Here is a 25006-nt window from a genome sequence, read left to right as displayed (position 1 = left end):
CCCGCACCCATTGCTCAGGTATCGAATTTGGGGAGAGCGAGGCCGCGCAGGCGCAGGGCGTTGCCGATCACCGATACCGAGGACAGGCTCATCGCCGCGGCCGCGATCATCGGGCTCAAAAGCAACCCGGTCCACGGATAGAGAACACCTGCCGCGACCGGAATGCCGAGCGCGTTATAGGCGAAGGCAAAGAACAGGTTCTGCCTGATGTTGCGCATGGTCGCTCGAGACAGGACGAGGGCCTGAACAACGCCGACGAGATCGCCGCGCACCAGTGTCACGCCCGCGCTTTCGATCGCGACATCGGTGCCCGTTCCCATCGCGATCCCGACATGCGAAGCGGCGAGCGCCGGCGCGTCGTTTATGCCGTCGCCGGCCATGCCCACCCGGCGACCCTCGCTCTTCAACTGCTCGATCTTGCGATGCTTGTCCTCGGGCGAGACGTTCGCTTCGACTTCGTCGATACCGACCTGGCTTGCTACCGCACGCGCGGTGGCTTCGCTGTCGCCGGTAAGCATCACGATCTTGATGCCGCGCTCATGCAACGCGGCAATAGCGGTGCGGCTGGTTGCCTTGATCGGATCGGCGACCGCGATAAGGCCTGCCGGTGCCCCGTCCACGGCCACGAACATCACCGTCTGTCCGAGGCTTCGGCCTTCGTCCGCCGTTGACCGCCAGCCTTCTTCGAGCGCCCCTATACGCTCCATCATCTTTTCATTCCCGATCGCGACCAGGCGCTTGTCGACATTTGCCTGGATGCCTTCGCCGGTCACGGACTCGATATCGGAAGCGTCGAGAATGGCAGCGCCCCTGTTTTGAGCCCCTTCCACGATCGCGTGGGCGAGCGGATGCTCGCTTCCTCTCTCAACGGCAGCGACAAGGCTCAGCAACTCCTGCTCGTCGAAATCTGACTGCGGTTTTACGTCGACAAGATCGGGCTTGCCCCGGGTCAGTGTGCCGGTCTTGTCGACAACCAGCGTATCGATCTTTTCCAGCGTTTCGAGCGCTTCGGCGTTCTTGATCAGGATGCCGTGCTGGGCTCCCTTGCCGGTGCCGGTCATGATCGACATTGGCGTCGCCAGTCCGAGCGCGCAGGGACAGGCGATGATCAGAACGGCGACCGCGTTGACGAGCGCGTAGGCAAGGGCCGGTGCCGGTCCCCAGATGGCCCAGACGACAAAACTCACGATAGCGACAAGGACGACGATGGGCACGAACCATCCGGTGACTTGGTCGGCGAGCCGCTGGATCGGTGCCCGGCTGCGCTGCGCCTCCGCCACCATCTGCACGATCTTCGAGAGCATGGTGTCCGCGCCGACCTGCGTCGCGCGCATGGTGAAGCTGCCGGTCTGGTTTACGGTGCCCCCGATCACGGGATCGCCAGCGCTTTTCTTGACGGGAATGGGCTCGCCACTGATCATGGATTCGTCGATGGCACTGCTTCCATCCTCGAGCGTGCCATCGACGGGGACCTTGTCGCCCGGACGCACGCGCAGAAGGTCCCCAGACGTCAATTCATCAAGCGGAACTTCGCGCTCGTCCCCGCGACCGAAAATCTTCATCGCGGTCGGGGGCGCGAGCTCGAGAAGCGCCCGCAAGGCGCTCGATGTGGATCCGCGCGCCTTGAGTTCGAGCACCTGCCCGAGCAGCACGAGGGTCGTGATAACCGCTGCTGCCTCGTAATAGACGCCGACCCGGCCCGCATGATCGCGGAAAGCCTCGGGAAAGATGTCCGGGGCGAGGGTTGCCACAAGGCTGAACAGATAAGCGATGGCAACGCCGAAGCCGATCAGGGTGAACATGTTGAGGTTCATGGTTCGGACCGATTGCAGCGCGCGGGTGAAGAAGGGCCAGCCGCCCCAAAGCACCACCGGAGTGGCCAGCAGAAGCTGCAGCCACTGCGCGAAAGCGGGTTCGATGATCTGATCGAACGGTCGCGACGGGATCATGTCGCCCATCGCATAAGCGAAGAGCGGCAGGGTGAAGAGCGCGCTCCACCAGAACCTTCGCCGCATGTCGACCAGTTCGGGATCGGGACCCTCGTTCAAGGTCACCGTTTCGGGTTCGAGGGCCATCCCGCATATCGGGCAGGAGCCCGGCCCCGGCTGCCGGATCTCCGGATGCATCGGACAGGTGTATATCGTACCTTCCGGGACATCCTCGACAGCATCGAGGTGCGCCTTTGAAAGATACATCTCCGGATCCGCGCGGAACTTGTCGAGGCAGCGCGAGGAGCAGAAGTAATGGTCGCCACCCTTGTGTCGATCGATGAAGCGGGCGCCGTCCATCTTCACGCTCATTCCGCAAACGGGGTCGGTCGCCGTGCCCTCGATCGCATTGTGCCCATCGCTCATTTGTCGTTCTCCCCTAATTGGCCGTGACCACGAACTGCCCCATCATGCCTGCGTCCTCGTGCTCGAGGATATGACAGTGATACATGTAGGAAGTGTCGGGATCGGTATTCTCTTCGAACCGCAACAGCAGCCTGACCTGTTCACGCGGATTGACGATGACGGTGTCCTTGAAACCTGCCTCTTCCGCCCGCGGAGGCCGGCCGTCCCGGTCGAGCAAGCGGAACTGCACATTATGAATGTGAAAGGGATGGGCCATCATCGATGCGTTGGCGATTTCCCATATTTCCCACTGACCCACCGGTACGCGCTGGTTGATGACATCCATGTCCATGGTCTGGCCGTTGATCGACATGCCCCGACCCATCATGCCCATATCGAGTACGAAGCGGCGGCTGCGAACGGCGAGCGAGGGGTCTGGCGCGGCAAGCGTGGCCAGGATGGGCGGGAGCGTTACTGGAGTCCCCGCGCCGGAGGGGCACATATCGAGGATCGAAAACGTGCGCCCCTGCCTCTCGCGATCGGCCCGGTTTCCCATCATTCCGCCGCCCAACATACCCCCGCCTTGTCCGCCCATCATGCCCATGGCGTTAGCAGGGCTGCTGGCAATCAGCCGGAGCGGGCGCCCTTCGGAAAGATCGACGATCACTTGTGCGCGTTCGCCTGGGGCAAGGGTAAGACTGCGAACCTCGCTTGGCGCGGCAAGCAGGCCGCCATCGCTTGCGATGAGTTGCATCGGACGATCACCTTCGAGCGAGAAGGTGTAGAACCGCGCATTCGATCCATTGAGAAGCCGCAGGCGCAGCGGACCGGCGGCCGCCTCGAAAACGGCATTGGCCGTTCCGTTCACATAGATGCGCTCACCCATCACCCCCATCATCCGCGAGTGCATATCGAGCGGGTAAACAAGGCGGCCCGCGCCGTCGATCACGCGATCCTGCACGACGAGCGGTATGTCATCTACACCGTACCGGCTCGGCAGATCGAGGCGATCCTCTTCCTCGTCGCGCACGTAGATCGGGGCAGCAAGTCCGGCATAGACCTGTGGTCCGGCCCGGCGATGCAGATGCGAATGATACCAGTATAACGAAGCGCGCTGGCGTATTTCGAAGGACGGGCTCCAGCGCTCACCGGGCCGTATGAGCTGGTGCGGCCCGCCATCCGCTGTGGCGGGAAGTTCGAAACCATGCCAGTGGACGGTCGCATCTTCGGCAAGCTTGTTGTCGATGTGAAAGCGAACCTGTTCGCCGCGGCGCATTTCGAGGGTCGGGCCGAGATAGGATGCGTCGATACCGATCGTCGGTGACGCCGTGCCGGGCACGAATCTTTCTCGCCAGGTGTGAGGGAGAGGCGAAAGACACGCTCGCCCCGTTCGATCGTTCCGGCCTGTAGCCGAGGTATGGCAAGAGGTTTGCTTGCACCTGATCGATCGAGCGACATCCTGCTTTGCGTATCGCAGCCCAGCAGCGGCAGCGCCGCGAAACCCGTCGCCGCGAGACCGGCGCTCTTCATGAAATCGCGCCGATCCTGAAAGTTGGGCCTGTCGATATCGGGCATATTCACCTGTTTTTGCGTGGGAGGCACCGGCGCAACCGAGCGCCTCCCACCCTTCATGCTATCGCGGCGTTACCGAGGTAACGACGCTGCCTTCGGTTCCAGTACGAAATTCAAAGGCTATTCCCTCACCGACACTGACCTGTTCGAGGATTTGCGCGTCGGCTTCGAAGGCCATGGTCATCGCGGGCCATCCGATACTTTCGACCGGACCATGCTCGATGGTCACCGTGCCCGCCTCGGAATCGATGGCTGTAACCGTTCCCTCCGCGCTGGCGCTCTGCTCGCCGCCGGTCTCCTCCGCCATCGGCATTTCGCCTGACATGGGCATGCTGTCCGAGTTCGCCATGTCGTCTGACATCATGGTCTCTGAGCTGTCGTCTGCAGCGTCGCAGGCTGCAAGCGCCAGCGGTGCCGCGAGCAGGATCATGTAGGTTAGGGTACGCATTCTTCTTCTCCTTGAGGGTTGGCCGGTTTTTCCGGACGGGGGCGCCGCAACAACAGATAGGCGGCGGGAAGCAGGAACATGGACAGGAGCGGGGCGGTGATCATGCCGCCAACCATCGGCGCGGCGATGCGGCTCATGACTTCCGAGCCCGCGCCGGTGCCGATCAGGATCGGAAAGAGACCCGCAAGGATGACTGCGACGGTCATCGCCTTGGGCCGCACGCGCAGGAGCGCGCCTTCCCGGATGGCCTCGTCTACTTCTTCGGCGCTCAGATCACCGCGTCGCCGCTCCAGTGCGGCTTTCAGGTAGATCAGCATCACTACGCCGAATTCGGCGGAGACGCCGGCAAGCGCGATGAAACCGACCGCAGTCGCCACCGACTGGTTGTAGCCCATCAGATAGAGCAACCAGTATCCGCCCGTCAGCGCGAAGGGCAGCGTGCCCATGATCAGCAAGGCTTCGTCCCAGCGCCGGAAAATGAGATATAGCAGCAGGAAAATGATCGCGAGCGTCGCGGGAACCACGACCTTCAGTCGCTCATATGCGCGCGTCAGATATTCGAACTGGCCCGCATAGGACAGGCTGACGCCGGCAGGAAGATCGACACCCGCGGCGACGACCTCCTGCAGATCGGCGACCACCGAAGTAAGATCGCGGCCCCGGACGTCGACGTAGATGTAGCTGGTCAGTCGGCCCTGTTCGCTCTTGAGCATGGGCGGACCGTCGCTGACGGCGATACGGGCGACAGTGCCAAGCGTGATCTGTTGGCCGGACGGCGTCAGAACCGGCAAGGCCCTGAGTTCCTCGACGCTGTCCCTGATTTCGCGGGGATAGCGCACATTGATCGGATAGCGCGCCAGCCCCTCGACGGTCCGTGCGACATTGGCACCGCCAACTGCACCAGAGACGATCTGCTGGATGTCGGCAATGTTGAGCCCGTATCGCGCGGCCGCCATCCGGTCGATATCGACATCGACATACCGACCGCCCGACAGCCGCTCGGCCAGGGCGGAACTCACGCCAGGCACGGTCTTGGCGATACGCTCCACATCGAGTGCAACGCGTTCGAGTTGATCGAGATCGTCGCCTGAAACCTTGACCCCGATCGGGCTCTTGATCCCGGTCGCGAGCATGTCGATCCGGTTGCGGATCGGCGGCACCCAGACATTGGCGAGGCCCGGCACCTGAACGACCCGGTCAAGTTCCTCGACCAGCAGATCGGGCGTCATTCCCTCGCGCCACTCCTCGCGCGGCTTGAAGCGGATCGTCGTTTCGAACATCGTCAGGGGAGCCGGATCCGTCGCTGTATCGGCGCGCCCCGCCTTGCCGAACACCGTTTCCACCTCGGGGACCGACTTGATCAGGCGATCGGTGCGCTGCAGCAGCGCCGAAGCCTCGCCGGGGGAGAGGCCGGGCAGCGCGCTCGGCATATAAAGCAAATCGCCTTCATCGAGCGGCGGGAGGAACTCGCCGCCAAGCCGGGTGAAGGGGATCGCGGTGGTCAGGAAGATCAGCGCCGCGATCACCAGCGTTGCCTTTGGGCGCCGCATGACCCAGTCGAGCCCCGGACGATAGATTTTCGTCAGCCAGCGGTTGAGAAAATTGGAATCCTCCGAAGGGATCTTCCCACGGATCAGCCATCCCATCATTACCGGCACCAGCGTTACCGACAGAATGGCCGCGGCCGCCATGGCATAGGTCTTGGTGAAAGCGAGCGGAGCGAACAACCGCCCTTCCTGCGCCTGCAGGGTGAAGACCGGTAGGAACGACAGCGTAATGATCAGCAGACTGAAGAACAACGCCGGTCCCACTTCCTTCGATGCATCGGCGATGATCCGCCAGCGTTCCTTCACCGCGAGCACGGTATCGGGATTCTCGTGTTCCCATCGCTCGAGATGCTTGTGCGCGTTCTCAATCATGACGACGGCGGCATCGACCATCGCACCGACCGCGATGGCTATTCCACCCAGCGACATGATGTTGGCATTGACGCCCTGGATGCGCATCACGATGAAGGCCGCGAGCACGCCCAAAGGCAGGGTGATGATGGCGACAAGTGCCGAGCGCGCGTGCCAGAGGAACAGCGCGCATACGAGCGCCACGACGATAAACTCTTCGATGAGCTTCGTGGTGAGGTTCTCTATAGACGCATCGATGAGCTGAGAGCGATCGTAGGTCGTGACGATCTCGACGCCTTCGGGAAGGCTTGCCTGCAAGTCGTCGAGTTTCTGTTCGACGGCCTGTATTGCGCTTCTTGCATCCGCACCCTGGCGCAGGACGATGATGCCGCCGGCAACCTCGCCTTCGCCATTGAGCTCGGCGATGCCTCGGCGCAGTTCGGGGCCGACCTGGATCGTCGCTACGTCGCCCAGCGTGACCGGAACGCCGCCGCTCACCGCGCGCAGCGGGATCGCCCTGAAATCGTCGAGGTCGCCGAGATAACCCGAGGCACGGACCATATATTCGGCTTCGCCCATCTCGACGATCGAGCCGCCCGCTTCCTGGTTGGCGGACTGGATTGCGCTCACGATCTCGGCGTGAGTCACGCCGAGCGAGGCCATCCGGTAAGGCTCGAGCACGACCTGGTATTGCTTGACCATTCCTCCGACGCTGGCGACCTCGGCAATGCCGGGGATTGTCTTGAGTTCGTAGCGCAGGAACCAGTCCTGCAGGCTGCGCAGTCCGGCAAGGTCGTGTCCGCCGCTGCGATCGATCAGCGCATATTCGTAGATCCACCCTACCCCGGTGGCATCGGGGCCGAGCGTGCTCGTCACGCCATCGGGCAGGCGGACCTGCACCTGGTTGAGATATTCGAGCACACGCGATCGCGCCCAGTAGAGGTCGGTACCGTCCTCGAAGATGATATAGACATAGCTGTCGCCGAACATCGAGTAGCCGCGGACGGTTTTCGCCCCCGGCACCGAAAGCATGGTCGTTGCCAGGGGGTAGGTGACTTGGTCCTCGGCGATCCGGGGGGCCTGCCCCGGATAGTTTGACCGGACCACAACCTGCACATCGGACAGATCGGGCAACGCGTCGACCGGCGTCGTGCGCACCGCCCAGAAACCGGCCAGCGTTACCGCGACGGCGGCGAGAACGATAAACAGGCGGTTGGCGATCGAGGCATCAATTATCCGAGCAATCATTGTCCGGCCCTCGTGATAGACTCGATCCGGGGGCCGGCATCCTGCTGGGTGAAGGTGAAGCGCACCCTGTCTCCCGTCTCGAGCCCGCGCATTTGCGCCGCGCTCTTCGTGCGGAAGGTCATGGTCATCGCGGGCCAATCGAGCCGGGGCACAGGACCATGCCGCAGCGTCACCGAACCATTGGCGATCGACTGGATCGTGCCGGTGGCACCGAAGGTCGCTGGTTCGTCCTCGCCGCCGGTGGAAGCGTCATCTGCCTGATCGACCGGACGGACGTCCAGTCCGGTAAGGCTTGCTTCGGAATCGAGCAGGAACTGACCCGATGTCACGACCTGTTCGCCGGCCGACAGACCGGCCAGAACCTCGGTCCTGCCACCCGCTTCGCGGCCGATCCGGACCTCGGCGGGCATGAAACCGCCCTCGTCCTGCTTCACCATCACGATGGTTCGACGTCCGGTCCTGATAACGGCTTCGGACGGCACCAGCAGCGCGCGGCGTGTGTCCGGGGTCAGCGAGACCTGTGCGAACATGCCCGGCTTGAGGCGACCGGATGCATTGGGCAGTTGCGCACGAACGGTGATCGTACGGCTTGCATCCTCCGCGCTCGGCAGGATAGCGACAATGGGTCCGGAGAAGCGTTCCTCGGGGAATGCGGTCAGCGTCGCGCTGACAGGTTGCCCGACGCGTACATTCGCCGCCTGCGTTTCAGGCACCGCGGCTTCGAGCCAGATCGGTGAGAAACCGGTTATCTCGGCGAGCGTCTGTCCGGCCATGACTGTCATTCCCGGACGCACGCCGAGCGATGTGATGGCACCTCCAATCGGCGCGGTAACGGTGATCGTGGACTGCGGACGTCCATTGCGCCCTACCGATGAGATCAGGCCTGGAGGCATGCCCAAAAGGCGCATGCGTTCGCGCATGGCCTGCGCAAGTTCTTCATCACCGCTGTTCAGGACGGCCAGATACTCCTGCTGCGCTCCGCCCCATTCGGGAACCAGGATATCCGCGAGCGGCGCGCCCCGTCCAACGACATCGTCGGGCGCGCGGCCGTAGGTTCTTTGTACATAGCCTCCGGCACGTGGCTGGACGATCGCGACGTCGCGTTCGTTGTAGGCCAGAACGCCTGTGACGGTTATTTCCGGCTCGAGGACGCCGTACTCGGCTTCAGTGGTGCGGATGCCGAAATTCTGCACCAGGCCGGGATCTATCCTGACGCCTGCAGTGGCCTCCTCGCCCGCGCACTTGGGCACCAGCTGCATATCCATGAAGGGCGAATTGCCCGGCTCGTCGAAGTGCTGCCCCGGCACCATCGGGTCGTACCAGTAAAGGACCTCCTCGCATTCGGTCGCACCGCCGCCCGCGTCGCCTGCACCACCCTGGCCTTCGCCGAGCTGCGAGAGACCATAGCCGGCGGCAAGACTGATGAGCGCGACCGTGCCTGCCATCGTCCAGGATTTCTGGCGCGGCGACAGCCTGTCCCACGCGGCTCCCATTGCGGCTCTCATCGGCCATACTCCCCATAGGTCAGTCGCAGGTTCGCGGCGGCTTCGACGGTCGCTTCCTCGCGTTGCAGAATGTCCACCCGCAGCACGGCGAGCGTTTTGATGGCGTCGATGACGTCGAGCAGTTCCGCGCGGCCCGCGGCAAAGCTCGCGCGCTCGAGGTCCACGCGGCTTTCGGCAAGGGGAAGCAATTCGTCGGTCGCGCGCTGCCATTGTCGATAAGCGCTGCGCCATGCCGCGAGATCGGTTTCGAACCGGGCTTCGAGTTCACGCAGCCGGTCGGCTCTGGCCGACTGTGCCGCAGCCGCCTCGGCTTCGGCGGCGGCTATACGCGGGTTTTGGCGCCGGTCCGCGAAAATCGGGAGCGTGATCGAACCCATCACCGAGATCGCATCGCCAAAATCGGGATCGCGCCGTCCATAGCTCACATTGACGCCGAAATCCGGACGCCTTTCCGATCGCGCAAGATCGCTTCTCGCTTCCGCTTGGCGGACCTGCGCAAGCGCCACGACAAGCTCCGGATTGCTTTGGAGCATGGCCCGCAAACCTTCGGGATCGAGATCGGCCGAAGGGATGGTTCCGGTCGCGGTAGCGTTCGGCAGAGCCGTATAGCGCGACAGCATGGCCTGAGCGGCCTCTCGGTCGGCTTCGATCCTGGTCCGCATGTCTGCGACTTCGAGCACGGCACGGCGTACTTCCAGACTTTCGGCGGGCCTGGCCGAACCGGCGGCGACAGAACTGCGGGCGAGTGGTACGAGCCCCTCGATTTCAGCGAGTGCATCGTCGGCGACGGTCAGAGCCCGTTGGGCATAAGCCAACGAGATCCATGCCATTCCTGCTCCGAGGCGCACCCTGTAACGGGTTTGACGCAACTGTGCTGCGGCAAGATCGATGTCGGCGTCCGCCATTCCAAACCGGGCCCGACGTTTCGCGAGATTGGGGATCTCCTGTTCGATGCCGACTTGGATCTGCGTTGGGAGCTGGCGATTCAGCTCGAATGCAGCCGGCCCGCTTAGCGGCAGGTTCTGGATGCCCGCGCGTAGGCGCGGGTCTGGCAGTTCATCGGCAGCGTCGGCGATCTCGCGCCGGGCGTCCAGTCGCAGCTCGCTTGTTCGAACCTGCGGCTGGTCGCTCGTTGCTGCTCGTAAAGCTTCCTCATAGCCCACCGACTGGGCATTACTCGCCGGCGCAAGGGCCAGCAGGACCGGAAGCGCGGTCCAGCTTATTCGTTTCATGATCGTTCATCCGCAAAAGGAGCGCGTCAGGCACGCGTTCCGGATCACCGGCCCGCGTCGAGCGCAGGCCGTTCATCCAGAGGCAGGAGCGCGCAGGCTTAAGCCTGCACGCGGGTCATGCCGGAAATTGCGGAGGTGGCGGTTCTGGCCCCAGCCTTGGGGCGGCGAGCGAATTGGAGATCAAACCGCTGAATTGAGCAGCCTGCGCCGGTAAGTCTTCGGAAAGGGTCGCATCAGCGCCGGGAGCGAGCGGCGCAATGCACCCGAGCGCCACCAGACAATCCAGCCGAAGGTTCTTGCAAGGTGCGCTGCCGTCATCTTCCGTGGAAGTCGCGCCCGCCATCGTTTCCATCTCTGCGCAGGCCGGATCGCCTGCGTCGACGACCTGAGGAAGAGCAGAAGCATGCGCGGCCGACTGGACGAATAGCCCGCAGGCGATCAATAACAGTCCTAGGGTACGCAAGGCTCGCATCACACTCACCTAGAGCTTTGCCGCTTTTAAGACAAGGTCATGCAGCCTGCGGAGAGTCTCAAAATTATCGTGACCCCTCCCGATTGTCGCCGTACGTGTCTCGAACATGCCGCCTCCTCCTCAGTCGATTCCCAGTTCGGCTTTCAGCGCTGTCATGCTTTCGAAGCGGTCTTCTTCTGGGCGGGCTATTGCGGGCTTGGCGTTGACCCAGGTGTTCTCGCAGACGAATTCGAGCATCGCTGCCGCAAGATCCGCGTGCCGGCAGCGAAAGCAACCTTCGGCAAGGCGCTCGTCGGAAATGACGGCTTCACCGGTATAGGGTTCGTCCAGGAGCCAGCCCGGTCGCGCAGCCGTCCATTCCAGGCCTTTCGCGCGCTCCAGAAGATCTTCCATTGCGCGCATCTGTGCGAGAATTTTGTGCAAGGCTGGTCTTGCTGTGAGCTCGAACCATGCAGGAACGCTGGGCTGCGCCTCTACGAACGCTGCCGATATCACGACGATCCGGGAAATGCCGGTTGCCGACATCGCTTCCACCAGCCTGCGGGTTCCCTCCGTGTAAAGCGGAGGCGGATCGATCGCCGTCGATGGACTAAACCCTATACCGAGTGCGGAAATAACAGCACGGCAACCTTCGAGCTCGCTGCTGAAGTCGTCATTGAGTACATCGCATTGGAAGTACTCGACGTTATCGACCCGGTCCGATGGTTCGGGCAAGGTGTGCTCGAACGCTCGAACCGCGATGCCCTTGCGAACCGCATGGCGCAGTATTTCCGTACCGGTCTTTCCTCCGGCACCGAAGACCGCAATGGGTGCTGCATCGGTCACAGGCTCAGCTGCCACTGTCGTACCTCATTATGAATCTGGCCGCGCGTGCCGGGCCCGTCGTGATCATGGAGCGGGCGCCGACGCACGCTGGCGCCCGCTCGCTCGTGTTCACGCCTCGCTGTTGCCGCAGGTCGTGTACCCCCAGAACCCGAACTCGTCCTTCATCCGAGGTCCGGCGACGATGAGTTCCTGCATCTGCAGGCCCGCGTCTCCTTCGTCATCGAGAAGGCGCGTGCGGATACGAAGCTCACCATTCGCATACTCACCCGAGGCGCTTGCTGTGACAGGGATCAGCTTGCCGTTGATCTTGATCGCGCCGCCACCGCTGTTGTCGTAGACGAACGACGGAAACGCGACCTCAGTCAGGCGAAACTGACACGTGTTCTCGGCTCCCAGCGTGGCGAGGTCCGCGTCGCTCATGGTCTCGGGCAGCATGAGGCCGGGGCTGAGGTTGGCAAGAGCGCTCGCAGCACTCTCTATCGGCGCCGCAGTTGCCGGGGGATCGAGCTGTGCTTCGCGATCATTGCCGACCGCGGTATTGGTGTTGCAGGCCGCCAGAGGGAGGGCTGCAAGCGTCAGGATTGCGATCTTGTTCATTGCTGCATCTCCTCGGGCAGGCGTTCTTCGGTGCGCGGACCGTTTTCCTCGATGTCCTGGATGAGATATTTCATCTCGGCGATCTCGCGCCGCTGCGCGACGATGATGGCCTGCGCGAGTTCGCGAACCCGCGGATCCTTCAGGCTCGCCCTCTCGCTAGTCATGATCGCGATCGAGTGGTGCGGGATCATCGCGGCCATGTATTCGGTATCGTCCACCGTGGTCTGGCTGCGTACGAGCCATAGCGCGAGCGCGAAGACGACGGCTCCGACACCCAAGATGATGAAGTTCTTGGTCCGGTCCTTGTACATGCCCCACATGAAGAGAAGCATGACCACCATCATCATCGCGCCCATGACGAACATCATCCAGAAGCGCGTCTCGCTCCAGAAAACGTCGTCCATGTCGAAGCTGTTGGCATACATCAGGAAGAACATGATCACGGTCGAGGTCGATACCATTGCCATGAACCGCCAGTAGTTGCCGCCCCCTCCACCTTTTTCGTGTGCATCGCGCCTAGCTTCAGCCATATCAATTCTCCTTTTCGCTCATGGTTTGATAGACATATTGGGCGGTGCAACTGATCATCAGGAACCCGGTAAGGGCGGCGATGCCGGAAATGGCGCGCATGTGCCCGGCGGGCAGAATATCGCCGAGACCGACCGTCGAGATCGTGATCAGCGCGAAGTAGTAATAATCCATCCAGCTGTTGATGACGTCCTTCTCGAGCCCGCCAAGGCCCCAGACGGAAGCGAGATACATTCCGCCCGCGAATATGCCGGCGATGACCAGATGGCTGAGAAGAACGAGGCTGGAGCCTGCAAGCAGCCGGAAATGGCGTGGGTCCTTGCCTGGCGGAGAAACGGCTTTCGCCCCGCGCAGCATCAACATGTGGAAGTAGAGAGAGATCGCGAACAGGGCGAAACCGAGAAGCAGTGCCCAAATCATAACGAGACCCAACCCAGGGCCTTGGCACCCATCCAAAGACCCATACCGATCATGAACAGGTTCTCGGTCAACGATACGAAGCCGAGCGGCACGTTGCTGCCTCCGCCGACGCAAGCGCATTTCAACTCGCGCTTGTCGATGTAGACCGCCTTGAACACGCTGACCGCGCCGACCGTCCCTATGAACAGCGATACCGGAACCGAGACGATCGGAAGCGCGTGCGCGACCATTAATATTCCAGCCAAACCCTCACCGAACGGATATAGAAATCCATATCGTACCCAGCGTCGCGCCAGCAGATCGTAGTTGAGGAACATGGTCGAGAAGCTGCGCACGTCCTGCAACTTCTGGATCGCGAGCAAGGCCATCGATAGGCTGACAAACCATTCGACCGCTTCCACCGTGAAAATCGTGTCGAAAACGTACCAGCTAATTGCCAGACCCAGGAGGAAAGCGACGCCGAAAATGGCAATGACGGGCTGGTAGCTGGTCTCGTCATCACCGGCTTGCGTTCTTTTCTTGCCGACATGCTCACGGACATCGTCGTAACCTCCGATGCGCTTCCCGCCGATGAAGGTTTGGGGGGTGGTTTCTACCCCATGCTGCTCTTTGAACGCATCGGTCTCCTCGCGCGTTTTCAAATGGTGGTCGTCCACCTCGAAACCTTCGCGTTTGAGCAAATCGACCGTTTTCAATCCATACGGACAAACGTGGTCCGGCATGACCATTCGGTAAACGGTGGCAGTTTTAGTCGTCACGATATGCTCCGTCTTGAATTTCTTTTGATCCGCGAACTTGGCGCCTCGATCCTCGTCGGCTTTTGGTCGCTGCCTTTGCGCTCGTGTTCTACTAACGGGGTCACCGCCTCTCTTCCGCCGGTCTTTCTGAAGCGGAGTCCATCGCTTGCGAACGCCTGGACAAATAGAACCATTCGGCGATGAAAACGGCGGCAATGCCTGCGACCGCATAGGCGACGACCGCAGGGTCGGTTTTGAGCTTGGCGAAGGCAAAAGCTGTCAGGACTACGCTGTCCGCCACGAGTGCCGACCATAGCACCCAGGCACGCGCACCGATCTCTTCCCGCAAACCGCGCAGCACGCCCCAATGCACAAGCATGTCCATTACGAGATAGAAAAATGCTCCGAGCGAAGCGATCCGCGACAGATCGAACAGGACCGCGAGCGTGCCGGCAATCACTACGGTATAGACCAGCATGTGACTGCGGATCGGTCCGCTCATGCCGAAATGGCTATGCGGGATCATCTTCATCTCGGTCAGCATCGTCAGCATTCGCGAAACGGCGAAAACACTGGCGATGACACCCGAGGTCGTGGCTGCGATCGCGATTGCGACTGTGAAATAGAAGCCAAGCTCTCCGAGCGCGGGGCGCGCAGCTGCCGCAAGAGAGTAATCGCGCGCCTCGGCTATTTCTGAAGTGCTGAGGCTGGCGCCGACCGCCACCGCGACGAGAAGGTAGACGACCACGCATACTGCGATCGAAATGATAATGGTTCTGCCGACATTCCGATGCGGATCGATGATTTCGCCGCCGCTGTTGGTGATGGTGGTGAAACCCTTGAAAGCGAGGATCGAGAAAGCGACCGAAGCGAGCAACGCGTCGAGGCCCGAAAGCGCGACCGGCTCTGCGAAGGCACCGCCTGAAAATCCGGTGGCCCAGATCGCCGCAATTGCGAACAGGGCGATGCCGCCGATCTTGATTGCCGACATAATGAGCGAAAACCCGCTGACCGATTTGTTGCCGGCAGCATTCACGAAATAGGCGAAAACGATGAGGGCCAGTGCCGCGACGGAGACCAGAATGCCGCTGCTTTCGAGCCCAAAGGGCCGCAAGGCATAGGTCGCGAAGGTCCGAGCGACCAGGCTTTCGTTGATGACCATCGACAGCGCCATCAGGAGCGATGCCGATGCTGCAACGACGCCCGGTCCGTAAGCCTTCTGAAGGATCATCGCGATGCCGCCAGAGGAGGGCCAGCGGTTCGACATCTTGATGTAGCTGTAGGCGGCAAGCGAGGTAACCAGCGCGCCGACTATGAAAGAAAGCGGAAATAACGGTCCAGCCAGTTCGGCAATCTGGCCGGTCAGTGCGAAGATACCTGCGCCAATCATGACGCCGGTCCCCATCGCGACACCGCCCAGCAACGTTATCGAGCCCGCATTCTCGCTATGTTGATCGTCGCCATCTGTCTGCAAGTCTTTCCCCTGTCTATGTCATCCCGTCCGAGAAGCATCACGACAAGCAGTACGTTGGGCAGAGGTTCACCCCTTAAAAAGATCCAGCATTTCTGACCGAGCTTTTGACTATCGCATTTCTCCTATTTCGTGCGTGCTGCAATCATACAAATTGGAAGGGTCCGGGACTGTGGGGGCAGCCAGCCCGGACCCGGCGAGAAGTTCGACAGGCTTCTGTGTCGCTTCCCGCAATTAGTCCTCATCGCCTGCAACCTTTCATGCCGACGCATGGAGTGGCTTCACACCCTTACGGAAAGGACGCGAAGACGCTCTGTCCGGTTGGGCCAAAGGCGATGACGTCGTAAGGCTGGATCCGGTTTCCGGCCTCCATGCCGGGCGATCCCAGAGGCATTCCCGGAACCGCGAGGCCGGCAACGCCGGCGGGCCGTTCGCGCAAAAGCTTGGCGACGGCTTCTGCAGGCACGTGACCTTCGATGATGTATCCATCGACCTCCATCGTATGGCATGACCATAACTCTTGGGGTACGCCCCGCGCGGTCTTGATCGCCGCCATGTCGTTGCTGTCGACCGATGCCACCTTCGTGTTCATCCCGTCTTCGACATGGCCTGCCCAGTTGAGACAGCACCCACATCCTGGATCCCGGAACATCGTATAGGTCGCTGCCTGAGCCACGTTCGAACAGGCTGCCAGCACGAGCAAGGCCGCGCCGCTAATCGATCGCCGGAGCAGCGAAGGCTTTTTCAAATTCATTGTGCAATTCCTTTCTTGTATCCGCGCCATAGCGAGATCGTCCCGGTTGCCGTCGGGAACCGTTGGAGCAGGCATGGCTCGGTGAAGATTTCGGCGAACAGTTTTTCGACTTCGCCGTCGGCGCTGGGCTGCGTGTCGCTTATGCCGTCAAGAGACTGGACGGTCGCCCGGAAGAGGCTCCGCATGAGTGGGCTATCCTGCTTCATATAATCGGAGATCAACACGGTTCCGCCTGGCACGAGCAAGCTTTCGATGGTTTCCAGGATTGTCTGCTTCTTGCGCAAGGGGACCTGGTGCAGGACGAGGCTGCTGACGATCTTGTTCGGCTGCCACCCTGCGGGTAGCTTGAGGCTTTCGAGAAAGCCATTGTGCCATTTCACGAGATCGGCTCCCGCGCCAAACTTGCGCCGCGCAAGCGCGAGCGCATCCGGGTCGGGTTCGACACCGATCAGACCCGCTTCCGGACAATCCGTCATCAAGGCCTTGAGAAGAGTGCCGGTTCCGCTGCCAACATCGATCACCCGGTCGCCGGGGACAAGGTGCAGCTCTTCGACAATCCTTTGGCGCCAGAGATGTTCGCGGGTGAACAGACCGATCGCCCGGTCGTAAAGCGGCGTCAGAAAGCTCTTGCCAAGAAGAGGCGTAAATTCGCCGTGATCTTCAGGTGCGGTGATATTGCTCACGGGTTGGTTTCCATTCATCCCGGTTTCGACCCGATTCTGACAGACCCGTCTCGATTACGTATGGTGGTGGACATTCCCTCAAAAAAAGAAGTTTAAGGGATTGTGCAGGCGAGCGCGTATAGGACACGTGCAACCCACAGGAGTTTTTCGGATGCGTGACAATCACTCTCTTGATGCGGTGCTCGGAACCCTTTCCGCCACCGGCACCAGCGAGGTCCCCGCCGACTTCATGGATGGCGTTTGGCAGCGCGCCGGACAGCTTGGCGAAATCGCCGACCGACGCCGCCGGACGGCTCTGTTCGTCGGTCTGTTCGTCGTCGGGCTTGGAGCTGGCGCCGGAACGAGCGGTTGGCCCGGCGGCTATGGCACGTCTTCCGCGCCACTGGGCGAGAGTCTTATCCTCGGCGAACAGCTGTCCCCATCGGCACTCCTCCATGTGGAGCAATAGGGTTTGAAGACGACACATATCGTTCTCGCGGTGCTTCTCGCAGCGCTCGCAGGATGCCTCGGCGCGATTGCCGCGGACCGCTGGGCCAATCACGAGGCAGGCTCCGGCCTTCACGATTTCGTGCACGACGAGCTCACCCTGACGGCCGACCAGGAGCAGCGTCTCGATGCGCTCGAGGCCCGTTTCGCTGTCGAAAGGGCACGGCTCGAAGGATCGGCGCGCGCAGCCAATGCCCGGCTCGCCCAGGCGATGGAAAATGAGCACGAGTACGGTCCCGAGGTTTCGGCCGCGATCGACGAGGTGCATGCGCGTATGGGCGATCTGCAGAAAGCAACGGTACGGCATGTCTTCGACATGCGTGAAATTCTCGAACCCGAGCAGCAACGCCAGTTCGATCGCAAGGTCTCCGACGCCCTGACCCGCGACCCACGCGACTGAAGCGCCATGTCGGGGGCGGGCGACAATCCGGATGAGGCTCTTGTCTCGCAGGTGAGGGCCGGTAACAAGCGGGCTTTCAGCAAGCTCGTCGAGCATGAAACCGGTCGGCTTCTCGCGCTCGCGACACGCATGCTTTCCTCTCCTTCTCAGGCGGAGGACGTTGTTCAGGACAGCCTCGCTTCGGTGTGGCTGACGCGCCATCGGCTCGATCCGGACAAGCCGATCGGACCCTATCTGACAACCGTCGTCCTCAACCGCTGCCGGGACCGTTTGCGCAGGCGCAAGGTCGCGGGCTTTTTCGGACTGTCAGGCGATGCCGAACTCCATTCCATCGCCGACGATTTGCCGGGTCCTGAAACGTCGGCCGTTTCCAGGGAAGAGCTCAATCTCGTTCAGGCCGAGATCGCGCGAATGCCTGTAAGGCTGCGCGAAGCCATCGTGCTCGTGACCATCGAGGGGCGTAGCCAGGCCGAGGCGGCCGATCTTCTCGGAACGACCGAAAAGGCGATCGAAACCCGCGTATACCGCGCGCGCAACAGGCTGAAGGAGCGCTTCGAAAAACTTTGAGGGGTTGGGTGGGCGCGCGCGTAAGTAACGGTAAACGCCAAGTCAGGAGCCCTTTATGATCGCCGTCAATCGACGCAAGTTTCTCGGAGCCGGAGCAGGAGGAATGGGTCTGCTCGGCCTTGCCGGGGCGATGCCTGCTTGGGCACGCGGCGCGGACATCCTCGCAGGTAACGCCCGCAAGGGGCTGGACGAGGTATCCGGCCCCAATATCGACCTCACCGTTGCCCGATCGGCCTTCGCGACCGGTAACAGGCGCGGGGGAGCGATCGCCGTCAACGGCACTATCCCCGGTCCGCTGTTGCGATTGCAGGAAGGCACGACCGTCCGGCTCAATGTCCATAACCAGCTCGAGGAAGATACTTCGATCCACTGGCACGGTCTGCTCGTGCCGTTTCAGCTCGATGGAGTGCCCGGCGTGAGCTTCCCCGGTGTCAAACCGGGAGAGACCTTCACCGCCGAGTTTCCGGTTCGCCAATCGGGCACTTACTGGTGGCACTCGCATAGCGGCCTGCAGGAACAGGCCGGGCATTACGGCGCGATCGTGGTCGATCCCGCCGGACCCGATCCGGTTCAGGCCGACCGCGAATATATCGTGGTGCTGAGCGAATTCAGCGAAATGTCGCCCCACACGATTTTCGACAAGCTCAAGAAGGGCGAAGGCTACTTCAACTACAACCAGAACACCTGGACCGACGATTACCCGCTTTCGGGCGAGGATCGCCGGATGTGGGCGAAAATGCGCATGATGCCGACGGACATCCTCGACGTGTCGAGCGCGGCTTATACCTATCTTCTGAACGGCCATGGCCCGCTCGACAATCTGGAATACCTCTTCCGCCCGGGCGAACGCGTGCGGCTGCGCTTCATCAATGCCGGCGCCATGACCTTCTTCAATATTCGCATTCCCGGCCTGCCGATGACCATCGTTCAGGCGGACGGGCAGAACGTCGAGCCGGTGGAGGTCGACGAGTTCCAGATCGGTGTGGCCGAGACTTACGACGTCGTCGTGACGCCGGGCGCGCAACAAGCCTACACGCTGGTCGCGGAGTCGATGGACCGCTCGGGCATGGGTATTGCCACACTCGCGAGCGCACCCGGCGCTCGCGCCGCCATTCCGCCGCTGCGCGATCCGCCGCTTCTGACCATGGCCGACATGGGCATGAGCGGCATGGACCACGGCTCGTCTGGCGATGCCGGCATGTCGGGCATGGACCACGGAAGTGGCGGCGACATGGCGGGGATGGATCATGGTTCGTCCGGCCAATCCGAGATGGCAGGCATGGCCGGCATGTCGGGGATGCAGATGCGCGACACGTCGCTTCTGCCGCCCGATGTGAAGGTCGGGCCCGGTCTCGACATGGTCTCGATGAACCCGGTCGACCGCATGGGCGATCCCGGCATCGGTCTCGCCGATGTGCCGCATCGTACGCTCGACTATCGCAAGCTGCGCGCTCTGACTCCACACCGCGAGGGCCGCACGCCGTCCCGGCGAATGGAAATTCATCTGACCGGCAATATGGAGCGCTACATGTGGTCGTTCGACGGCAAGAAGTTCTCCGCCGTCTCAGACGAGCCGATCCGTTTCGCCTATAACGAGCGCGTGCGCGTGAAGCTCGTCAACGACACGATGATGGCGCACCCCATTCACTTGCACGGTCATTTCTTCGAGCTGGTCAATGGCGCGCCGGCCGATCGTCAACCGCTCAAGCACACGGTAATCCTGCAGCCGGGTGGCAGCGCGCAGTTCGACCTGACGGCGGACGAGCCGGGCGACTGGGCCTTCCACTGTCACCTTCTCTACCACATGCATGCCGGGATGTTTCAGATCGTCACGGTCGCCAATCCCGACGGGAGCGAAGCATGAAAATTCGTATTGTCAGCCTGCTCGCATCGGTCGCAGCCGGCTCAGTTCTCGCCTCCCCCGCGGCGGCGCAGCATGCCGGTCATTCGCCGGCGGAGCCGCAGCAAAGCGCCGAGGCGCAGGCTGACGCGAAGACAAAGTGCGAGCAAGAAGCCGAGCGCCATCGCGCGATGGGGCATCCGGTTGCAGATGGAGCATGCGAACCGGCTGCTCAACCTGAAGCCGCCATGGACCGCTCGCAGATGGATCACTCAACCATGGATCATGGTGCGATGACCGCTCAGGATGGCCATTCTGGCATGACAATGCCTGTGGACGCTGCCCGTCCACAGGCATCGCCCGAAAGTCATGAAGGAATGGATCACGGCTCGATGCCGCAGGGCAAGCCCGCCGAAGGCGCGATGGATCATTCGCAGATGAATCACGGCGAGATGGGTCAGGCGGAGGCCAGTTCGTCGATGGACCATGGGCAGATGGATCACAGCCAGATGAACCATGGGGAGACGCCTTCGCAGGACAGGCAGGGCATGGACCATTCGGCGATGCAGATGGGCGCGGACGATGATATCCCGCTGCTGCCGCCTCCTCCAGAAGCAGGGAGCGGCCCCGCGCGCGCGGCGGTCGCCATCTGGGGCGAGGAAGCCATGAACGAAGCGCGCCGCGAGCTTGTCCGCGAGACCGACGGAGGAATGCGCTTCTGGTTTCAGGGCGACCGGCTCGAATACCGCGCCCGCGAGGGGAAGGATGGATATCTGTGGGACATCCAGGGATATTATGGCGGCGACATCGACAAATTCTGGTTCAAGTCCGAGGGTGAGGGCAGCTTTGGCGAACCCATAGAAGGCGCCGAGGTCCAGGCGCTCTGGAGTCGCGCCATTGCGCCCTTCTTCGATTTCCAGGCGGGTGTTCGCCAGGACCTCACCGGTCCGGAGCGCACGCACGCGGTTATCGGTATCCAGGGTCTCATGCCGTACCGCTTCGAGGTCGATGCCGCGGCCTTCGTCTCCACCAAGGGCGATGTGACCGCGCGTATCGAGGGCGAACTCGATCAGCGCATCATGCAGCGGTTGATCCTCCAGCCCAGGGCCGAACTCGCGCTTTCTGCGCAGGACATTCCCGAGCTGGGCATCGGTGCCGGGCTCGATCGGATCGAGGCAGGTTTGCGTCTTCGCTACGAGTTCGCACGCGAATTCGCGCCCTATGTCGGCGTTTCCCAGGAATGGCGCATCGGCGACAGCGCGGATTTTGCGCGGGCCGCCGGAGAGGATCCGAGCGTCACCAATTATGTCGTCGGTGTGCGATTCTGGTTCTGAAATCTCAAAAAGGATAGAACTTCCATGACCAAGACTTTGACACGCATCGCGGCGACTGCGCTTGTTGCCACGCTGATACCGCTGCCAGCCTTCGCGCAGCAGATGGACCACTCTTCCCATGCGAACCATCAGATGCACGCGATGGACGCTTCGGCGGACGATGTCGCGGGCGCTGAAGAAACCCTCAAGGCCTATCGCACCGCTCTTGAAGCGCGCGACGCGCAGGCAATGCGCGCGCTCTTCGCCGAGGACTCGGCGATCTTCGAGAATGGCAAGGCCGAAGGAAGCTTTGCCAATTACATGGAGCATCATCTCGGACCCGAGCTCGACGCGATCGTGAGCTTCACCTTTACCGACCCCACGCTGACCGTCACCCGGATGGGGCATATGGCCCATGCCTATGAGACGTATGGATATCGTATCGAACTTACCGATGGCCGGGTGATCGAGCGCGACGGCGTGGCGACATCGGTGCTTGCTCACGATGCGGACGGGTGGAGAATCGTCCAGTACCATTCCTCGTCGCGCGCGCCGCGCAACTGATTACGGCTTTCGAAGAGGTAGCACCGGTTGGCAACGCCGTCGCTGAAGCTGCGCCTGCATGTGCTCGGCAGCAAGATCCACAAATGGCTGGCGATTTTCGTCGGTGTCCAGTTTCTCTTGTGGATGGGAACCGGCGCCCTCATGTCGTTTCTCGACCTGGAAGAAGTTCGCTCCGAACATGTCGTTTCGCGTGAACGAGAGGCGCTGCCCGCCGATGCCCCGCTCCCGGCCTGGGTCGCAAGCGACGGTACTCTTGCAGCGGTGACGACACGTTCGCTCGACGGCGATGCCGTGACCGAGGTCCGAAAGGTTGACGGTAGCGTGAGCCTTCACGATCCGGTGACAGGGCGCAAACTCTCCCCCATCTCGGCGGCGACGGCAAGATCCATCGCCTTGCGCGCATGGACCGGACCGCGCACGACGATCGAAGGCGCGCGGCTCGTTCACGAACCGGTGGGGACCGAGTTTCGCGGCCCTTTTCCGGCCTGGCAGGTCACCTATGCTGACGAGGCTTCGACGCGCCTCTACATCGATGCCGCCAGCGGCACGCTCGGGGCGGCGCGTAGTGATACATGGCGCCTGTTCGATTTCATCTGGGGCCTGCACATCATGGACTGGACCGAGCGTGATCGCATCAACAGTTGGTGGCTTCTGCTGTTCGGCATTGGCGGCACGATCATAGCCCTGTCGGGTTTCGTCCTGCTGGCGAACCGGATGCCGAGGCTGCGCCGCCGCGCAAAGAAGAGCAAGCTCGCCTGAGCCCATGGGGCTTATTCGCGTGGGCGCACTGGGCCAGGAGCCCCGAACGGGGCCAGGAGCCGAATGCGTTCGACGATCGCGATCGAGTCGTCAGCAGACGTGATACGGCGGACGCACATCTGTCGCACCAACACCATCAAATTAATGTGAGGGGCAGGCGGCTGCCGTGCGTATCAGGCACATAGGTCGCACTGCAACTGCCGGGCCGGGAGATATACGAGACATGAAAGCCCCCTCATTTTTGGCGCTGCTCGCCGCAAGCCTGCTCTTCGTCGGACCCGTTCAGGCTCATGGCGACGAAAAGCACGGCGAACAGGCGAGCGCCGCGCCTGCTGCCACCAATGGCGATGCGCACGACCAGGCGGCCATGGCGCAGATGGGCGAGACTGCGGATGCTGGCGAGTCGTCCGGCGCGCACGACGAAGCGGGCGGAGGTCATGACGAGGCCGGTGGCCATGCGGATGTGGGCGAGGCCGGACTCATGGCCGTACTGAAGAAGCTGCATCCGGCAACGATCCATTTCCCGATCGCCTTGTTTCTCATGGCTGCGGCCACCGAATTGTTCGTGATGCGCCGGAAAGGAGCGGGCCTGGAAAGTGCGGTGCGCGTGCTTGCCTACGGCGGGGCCATCGGCGCGGTGGTCGCAGTCCTGTTCGGATGGATTCACACCGGGCTGTGGTTCGGCGGCGACACTGTCATGCAGGTGCATCGATGGAACGGTATGCTGATCGCGGTTCTCGGTATTGCGATGGCCTATCTCGCGAGCAGGCCGAGCCAGAGCCGCGCCTGGTTGCGCGCGTCGATCTTCTCCATGGCGGCGCTCGTTCTCATCCAAGGCTTCCTTGGCGGCGAGCTCGCGCATGGGCCGAACCACCTCGGTATTTCCTGGCTCTGAAGGAGTTGAAGAGCATGCGTACTTCCAGATTGAATGTAGCGATCGGGTTTCTCGCGATCTCGCCCTTGATGTCCGCTCTTGCTGCCTGCGACGAGGCGCAGGAGAGCACACCGATCACCGAGGTTTCGACTATGGGCGAAGCTGCGGTGGTGGCTGGTACGGCACCTGAAGCGGGTCTTGCAGACCCGGCAGCCTCTCCCTCCGAAGGTGAGGCAGCGACCGCGCGGCAGGACGCTACTTCGGCAGATGATGCCGCCACGCCCGCCTCACGGCGCGCCGCCTCGCCCGCTTCACGCGCAACTGCCACACCCGCCGCGCCAGCAACGCGCCCGCAACCCGCGAGCGAGGCGACTCCGCCCGCCGATCCCCATACGGGCCATGACATGTCCTCGATGGCCGATCACGACATGGAAGGTATGTGATCGGACGCGTTTCCCGGTGACCCGGCAATTCAGGAGATATCCTCGGCAAGAAATCGCAACGAACAACACAAGATCAGGAAAGGACGGCCCCGCCTCCCCCCGAAGCCCTGCGGGTCGCAGGTGCCCCCAAGGGGTCGTTCAGGAACCCCGCGTGAAGACCAACCCGCGCGGGGTTCCGTTTGCCCGGCTTCGCTGTCGCCGTGCCAGGCGCATCCCGGTAGGGCTTTGTGCTATGTGAGCAGCGTGCAGACGATCGCCTCGTTGGCTATGAAAGGAACCGCATATGTCGGAAACGGGAAAAGCCGGGGCGCTGTCGCGCTGGGAAGACGAAGGCGGGGCATTGCCCTGCGGGCCGCAGGAAGCGCTCGCTGCCGATTGCGAGAAATGGGATATTCCGCCACTTTCCGATGCCGAGATCATCCAATTGCGCATCAGGGTGATCGCCCTTGAGAACATGGTGCTCGGCCTTCTGTCGAAGGCCAGCGCCGATCAGCTTGCAGCAATCGAAGAAATCGCGGAATTCATATCCCCGCGTGCCGATGCGAAGCCGCATCCGCTTACCCTGCATGCCGCCACCCAGATGGAGCATTTCGTCGAGCGCGCCCGGCGGCTTCGCGAGCAACCCACCGCTGATTGAGCGACGCATGACCGGGCCACGAATGCTGGCCTTCCTCGCTGCGGCCCGACCGATGATCCGAAAAGAGTGCGATGGACCTCGATACGCTTCTCATCCGCTATTTTGGCACTGCCGATCCTGGAGCGACTGGCGCAGAAACCTTGGCCTCGGGGATCGAGCGATGCCAGGTCGATCTCGGTCTGGAGCAGGACCGGGGAAAACGCTTTGCCCTGTGGGCCATGCTCTACCTGCTCGGGTCTGCCCCCGACCTCGACGTGGCCTTCGAGAACGAGGAGGACCGGGAGGCCGCGCGCAACTTCATGGATCTCCTGGCGGCATCGGAAGGCGATGGGGCAGGCTGATTGCAGCTGGGTCTTGGCACCTTCAGACCCACACCCGACACCCATCCGGCTTTCTTCGC

Annotated in this window: 26 protein-coding genes; 11 read left to right on the top strand and 15 right to left on the bottom strand. The window is 62.2% G+C overall.

The features are described from left to right. Nucleotides 1–14: 14 nt before the first annotated feature. The 15 genes from MBENS4_RS02850 to MBENS4_RS02785 all read right to left on the bottom strand — a co-directional run bounded on the left by MBENS4_RS02850 (nucleotide 15) and on the right by MBENS4_RS02785 (nucleotide 16741). Nucleotides 15–2354, bottom strand: coding sequence for a heavy metal translocating P-type ATPase (locus tag MBENS4_RS02850; protein WP_039388622.1), 2340 nt, complete (start codon nucleotides 2352–2354; stop codon nucleotides 15–17). 13 nt (nucleotides 2355–2367) lie between these two features. Next, nucleotides 2368–3672 carry a multicopper oxidase family protein gene (locus tag MBENS4_RS02845; protein ID WP_242404752.1) on the bottom strand — a complete coding sequence of 435 codons (1305 nt, stop codon included), beginning with the start codon at nucleotides 3670–3672 and terminating at the stop codon, nucleotides 2368–2370. 294 nt (nucleotides 3673–3966) lie between these two features. Further along, complete coding sequence (locus tag MBENS4_RS02840; RefSeq protein ID WP_242404751.1) at nucleotides 3967–4353, bottom strand: copper-binding protein; 387 nt, start codon at nucleotides 4351–4353, stop codon at nucleotides 3967–3969. Beyond that, nucleotides 4341–7499 (bottom strand): efflux RND transporter permease subunit, encoded by a 3159-nt coding sequence (locus MBENS4_RS02835; protein ID WP_039388620.1) that lies wholly within the window; start codon nucleotides 7497–7499, stop codon nucleotides 4341–4343. The genes MBENS4_RS02840 and MBENS4_RS02835 overlap by 13 nt, the downstream gene beginning before the upstream one ends. After that, entirely contained in the window at nucleotides 7496–8992 is a 1497-nt protein-coding gene (locus tag MBENS4_RS02830; RefSeq protein ID WP_039388619.1) for an efflux RND transporter periplasmic adaptor subunit, read from the bottom strand. Before MBENS4_RS02830 ends, MBENS4_RS02835 begins: the two co-directional genes overlap by 4 nt. An 8-nt stretch (nucleotides 8993–9000) precedes the next feature. Continuing rightward, complete coding sequence (locus tag MBENS4_RS02825; protein ID WP_039388618.1) at nucleotides 9001–10236, bottom strand: TolC family protein; 1236 nt, start codon at nucleotides 10234–10236, stop codon at nucleotides 9001–9003. A gap of 115 nt (nucleotides 10237–10351) precedes the next feature. Continuing rightward, entirely contained in the window at nucleotides 10352–10708 is a 357-nt protein-coding gene (locus tag MBENS4_RS25215; protein WP_144400834.1) for a hypothetical protein, read from the bottom strand. A gap of 120 nt (nucleotides 10709–10828) precedes the next feature. Next, on the bottom strand, nucleotides 10829–11533 hold the full coding sequence (locus MBENS4_RS02820; protein ID WP_039388617.1) for an NAD(P)-dependent oxidoreductase: 705 nt from the start codon (nucleotides 11531–11533) through the stop codon (nucleotides 10829–10831). A 108-nt stretch (nucleotides 11534–11641) separates the two neighbouring features. Beyond that, a complete protein-coding gene (locus MBENS4_RS02815) occupies nucleotides 11642–12130 on the bottom strand; it encodes a DUF6692 family protein (protein WP_009823998.1) in 489 nt (162 codons plus the stop codon). Continuing rightward, the gene (locus MBENS4_RS02810; RefSeq protein WP_008603933.1) at nucleotides 12127–12591 is read right to left on the bottom strand and encodes a DUF305 domain-containing protein; all 465 of its coding nucleotides are present in this window, start codon (nucleotides 12589–12591) and stop codon (nucleotides 12127–12129) included. The genes MBENS4_RS02815 and MBENS4_RS02810 overlap by 4 nt, the downstream gene beginning before the upstream one ends. Before the next feature lie 70 nt (nucleotides 12592–12661). Beyond that, a complete protein-coding gene (locus MBENS4_RS02805; RefSeq protein WP_008603934.1) occupies nucleotides 12662–13078 on the bottom strand; it encodes a potassium channel family protein in 417 nt (138 codons plus the stop codon). Further along, nucleotides 13075–13806, bottom strand: a complete 732-nt coding sequence (locus tag MBENS4_RS02800; protein WP_051051475.1) for a glutaredoxin family protein — start codon at nucleotides 13804–13806, stop codon at nucleotides 13075–13077. Before MBENS4_RS02800 ends, MBENS4_RS02805 begins: the two co-directional genes overlap by 4 nt. 130 nt (nucleotides 13807–13936) lie before the next feature. After that, nucleotides 13937–15289 carry an APC family permease gene (locus tag MBENS4_RS02795; RefSeq protein WP_009823996.1) on the bottom strand — a complete coding sequence of 451 codons (1353 nt, stop codon included), beginning with the start codon at nucleotides 15287–15289 and terminating at the stop codon, nucleotides 13937–13939. A gap of 286 nt (nucleotides 15290–15575) precedes the next feature. Beyond that, the gene (locus tag MBENS4_RS02790) at nucleotides 15576–16040 is read right to left on the bottom strand and encodes a DUF411 domain-containing protein (RefSeq protein WP_008603937.1); all 465 of its coding nucleotides are present in this window, start codon (nucleotides 16038–16040) and stop codon (nucleotides 15576–15578) included. Then, nucleotides 16037–16741: a class I SAM-dependent methyltransferase gene (locus tag MBENS4_RS02785; protein ID WP_039388616.1), complete on the bottom strand. Its 705-nt coding sequence runs from the start codon at nucleotides 16739–16741 to the stop codon at nucleotides 16037–16039. The genes MBENS4_RS02790 and MBENS4_RS02785 overlap by 4 nt, the downstream gene beginning before the upstream one ends. 133 nt (nucleotides 16742–16874) lie before the next feature. Here MBENS4_RS02785 and MBENS4_RS02780 point away from each other — a divergent pair, with 133 nt between their 5' ends. From MBENS4_RS02780 to MBENS4_RS02730, 11 genes are all read left to right on the top strand, one after another. Then, on the top strand, nucleotides 16875–17171 hold the full coding sequence (locus tag MBENS4_RS02780) for a hypothetical protein (protein ID WP_039388615.1): 297 nt from the start codon (nucleotides 16875–16877) through the stop codon (nucleotides 17169–17171). A gap of 3 nt (nucleotides 17172–17174) precedes the next feature. Next, nucleotides 17175–17609: a Spy/CpxP family protein refolding chaperone gene (locus MBENS4_RS02775; RefSeq protein ID WP_008603940.1), complete on the top strand. Its 435-nt coding sequence runs from the start codon at nucleotides 17175–17177 to the stop codon at nucleotides 17607–17609. Between the two features lie 6 nt (nucleotides 17610–17615). Further along, a complete protein-coding gene (locus MBENS4_RS02770) occupies nucleotides 17616–18176 on the top strand; it encodes an RNA polymerase sigma factor (protein ID WP_039388614.1) in 561 nt (186 codons plus the stop codon). Between the two features lie 55 nt (nucleotides 18177–18231). After that, a complete protein-coding gene (locus MBENS4_RS02765; RefSeq protein ID WP_039388613.1) occupies nucleotides 18232–20040 on the top strand; it encodes a copper resistance system multicopper oxidase in 1809 nt (602 codons plus the stop codon). After that, nucleotides 20037–21350, top strand: coding sequence for a copper resistance protein B (locus MBENS4_RS02760; RefSeq protein ID WP_039388611.1), 1314 nt, complete (start codon nucleotides 20037–20039; stop codon nucleotides 21348–21350). The genes MBENS4_RS02765 and MBENS4_RS02760 overlap by 4 nt, the downstream gene beginning before the upstream one ends. Nucleotides 21351–21374: 24 nt before the next feature. Next, on the top strand, nucleotides 21375–21893 hold the full coding sequence (locus MBENS4_RS02755) for a YybH family protein (protein WP_082836112.1): 519 nt from the start codon (nucleotides 21375–21377) through the stop codon (nucleotides 21891–21893). 27 nt (nucleotides 21894–21920) lie between these two features. Next, a complete protein-coding gene (locus tag MBENS4_RS02750; RefSeq protein WP_039388610.1) occupies nucleotides 21921–22652 on the top strand; it encodes a PepSY domain-containing protein in 732 nt (243 codons plus the stop codon). A 223-nt stretch (nucleotides 22653–22875) separates the two neighbouring features. After that, complete coding sequence (locus MBENS4_RS02745; RefSeq protein WP_039388608.1) at nucleotides 22876–23547, top strand: DUF2231 domain-containing protein; 672 nt, start codon at nucleotides 22876–22878, stop codon at nucleotides 23545–23547. Between the two features lie 14 nt (nucleotides 23548–23561). Beyond that, nucleotides 23562–23969, top strand: coding sequence for a hypothetical protein (locus tag MBENS4_RS02740; protein WP_039388607.1), 408 nt, complete (start codon nucleotides 23562–23564; stop codon nucleotides 23967–23969). A gap of 283 nt (nucleotides 23970–24252) precedes the next feature. Continuing rightward, a complete protein-coding gene (locus MBENS4_RS02735) occupies nucleotides 24253–24606 on the top strand; it encodes a hypothetical protein (protein WP_010240464.1) in 354 nt (117 codons plus the stop codon). A gap of 71 nt (nucleotides 24607–24677) precedes the next feature. Continuing rightward, nucleotides 24678–24947: a hypothetical protein gene (locus MBENS4_RS02730; RefSeq protein ID WP_039388605.1), complete on the top strand. Its 270-nt coding sequence runs from the start codon at nucleotides 24678–24680 to the stop codon at nucleotides 24945–24947. Nucleotides 24948–25006 lie beyond the last annotated feature (59 nt).

Origin of the sequence: Novosphingobium sp. MBES04 (assembly GCF_000813185.1) — a bacterium.
Classification (GTDB): Bacteria; Pseudomonadota; Alphaproteobacteria; order Sphingomonadales; family Sphingomonadaceae; genus Novosphingobium; species Novosphingobium decolorationis.
The sequence above is the reverse complement of the archived record's forward strand: the minus strand, read 5'-3'. Positions and strand labels throughout refer to the sequence as shown.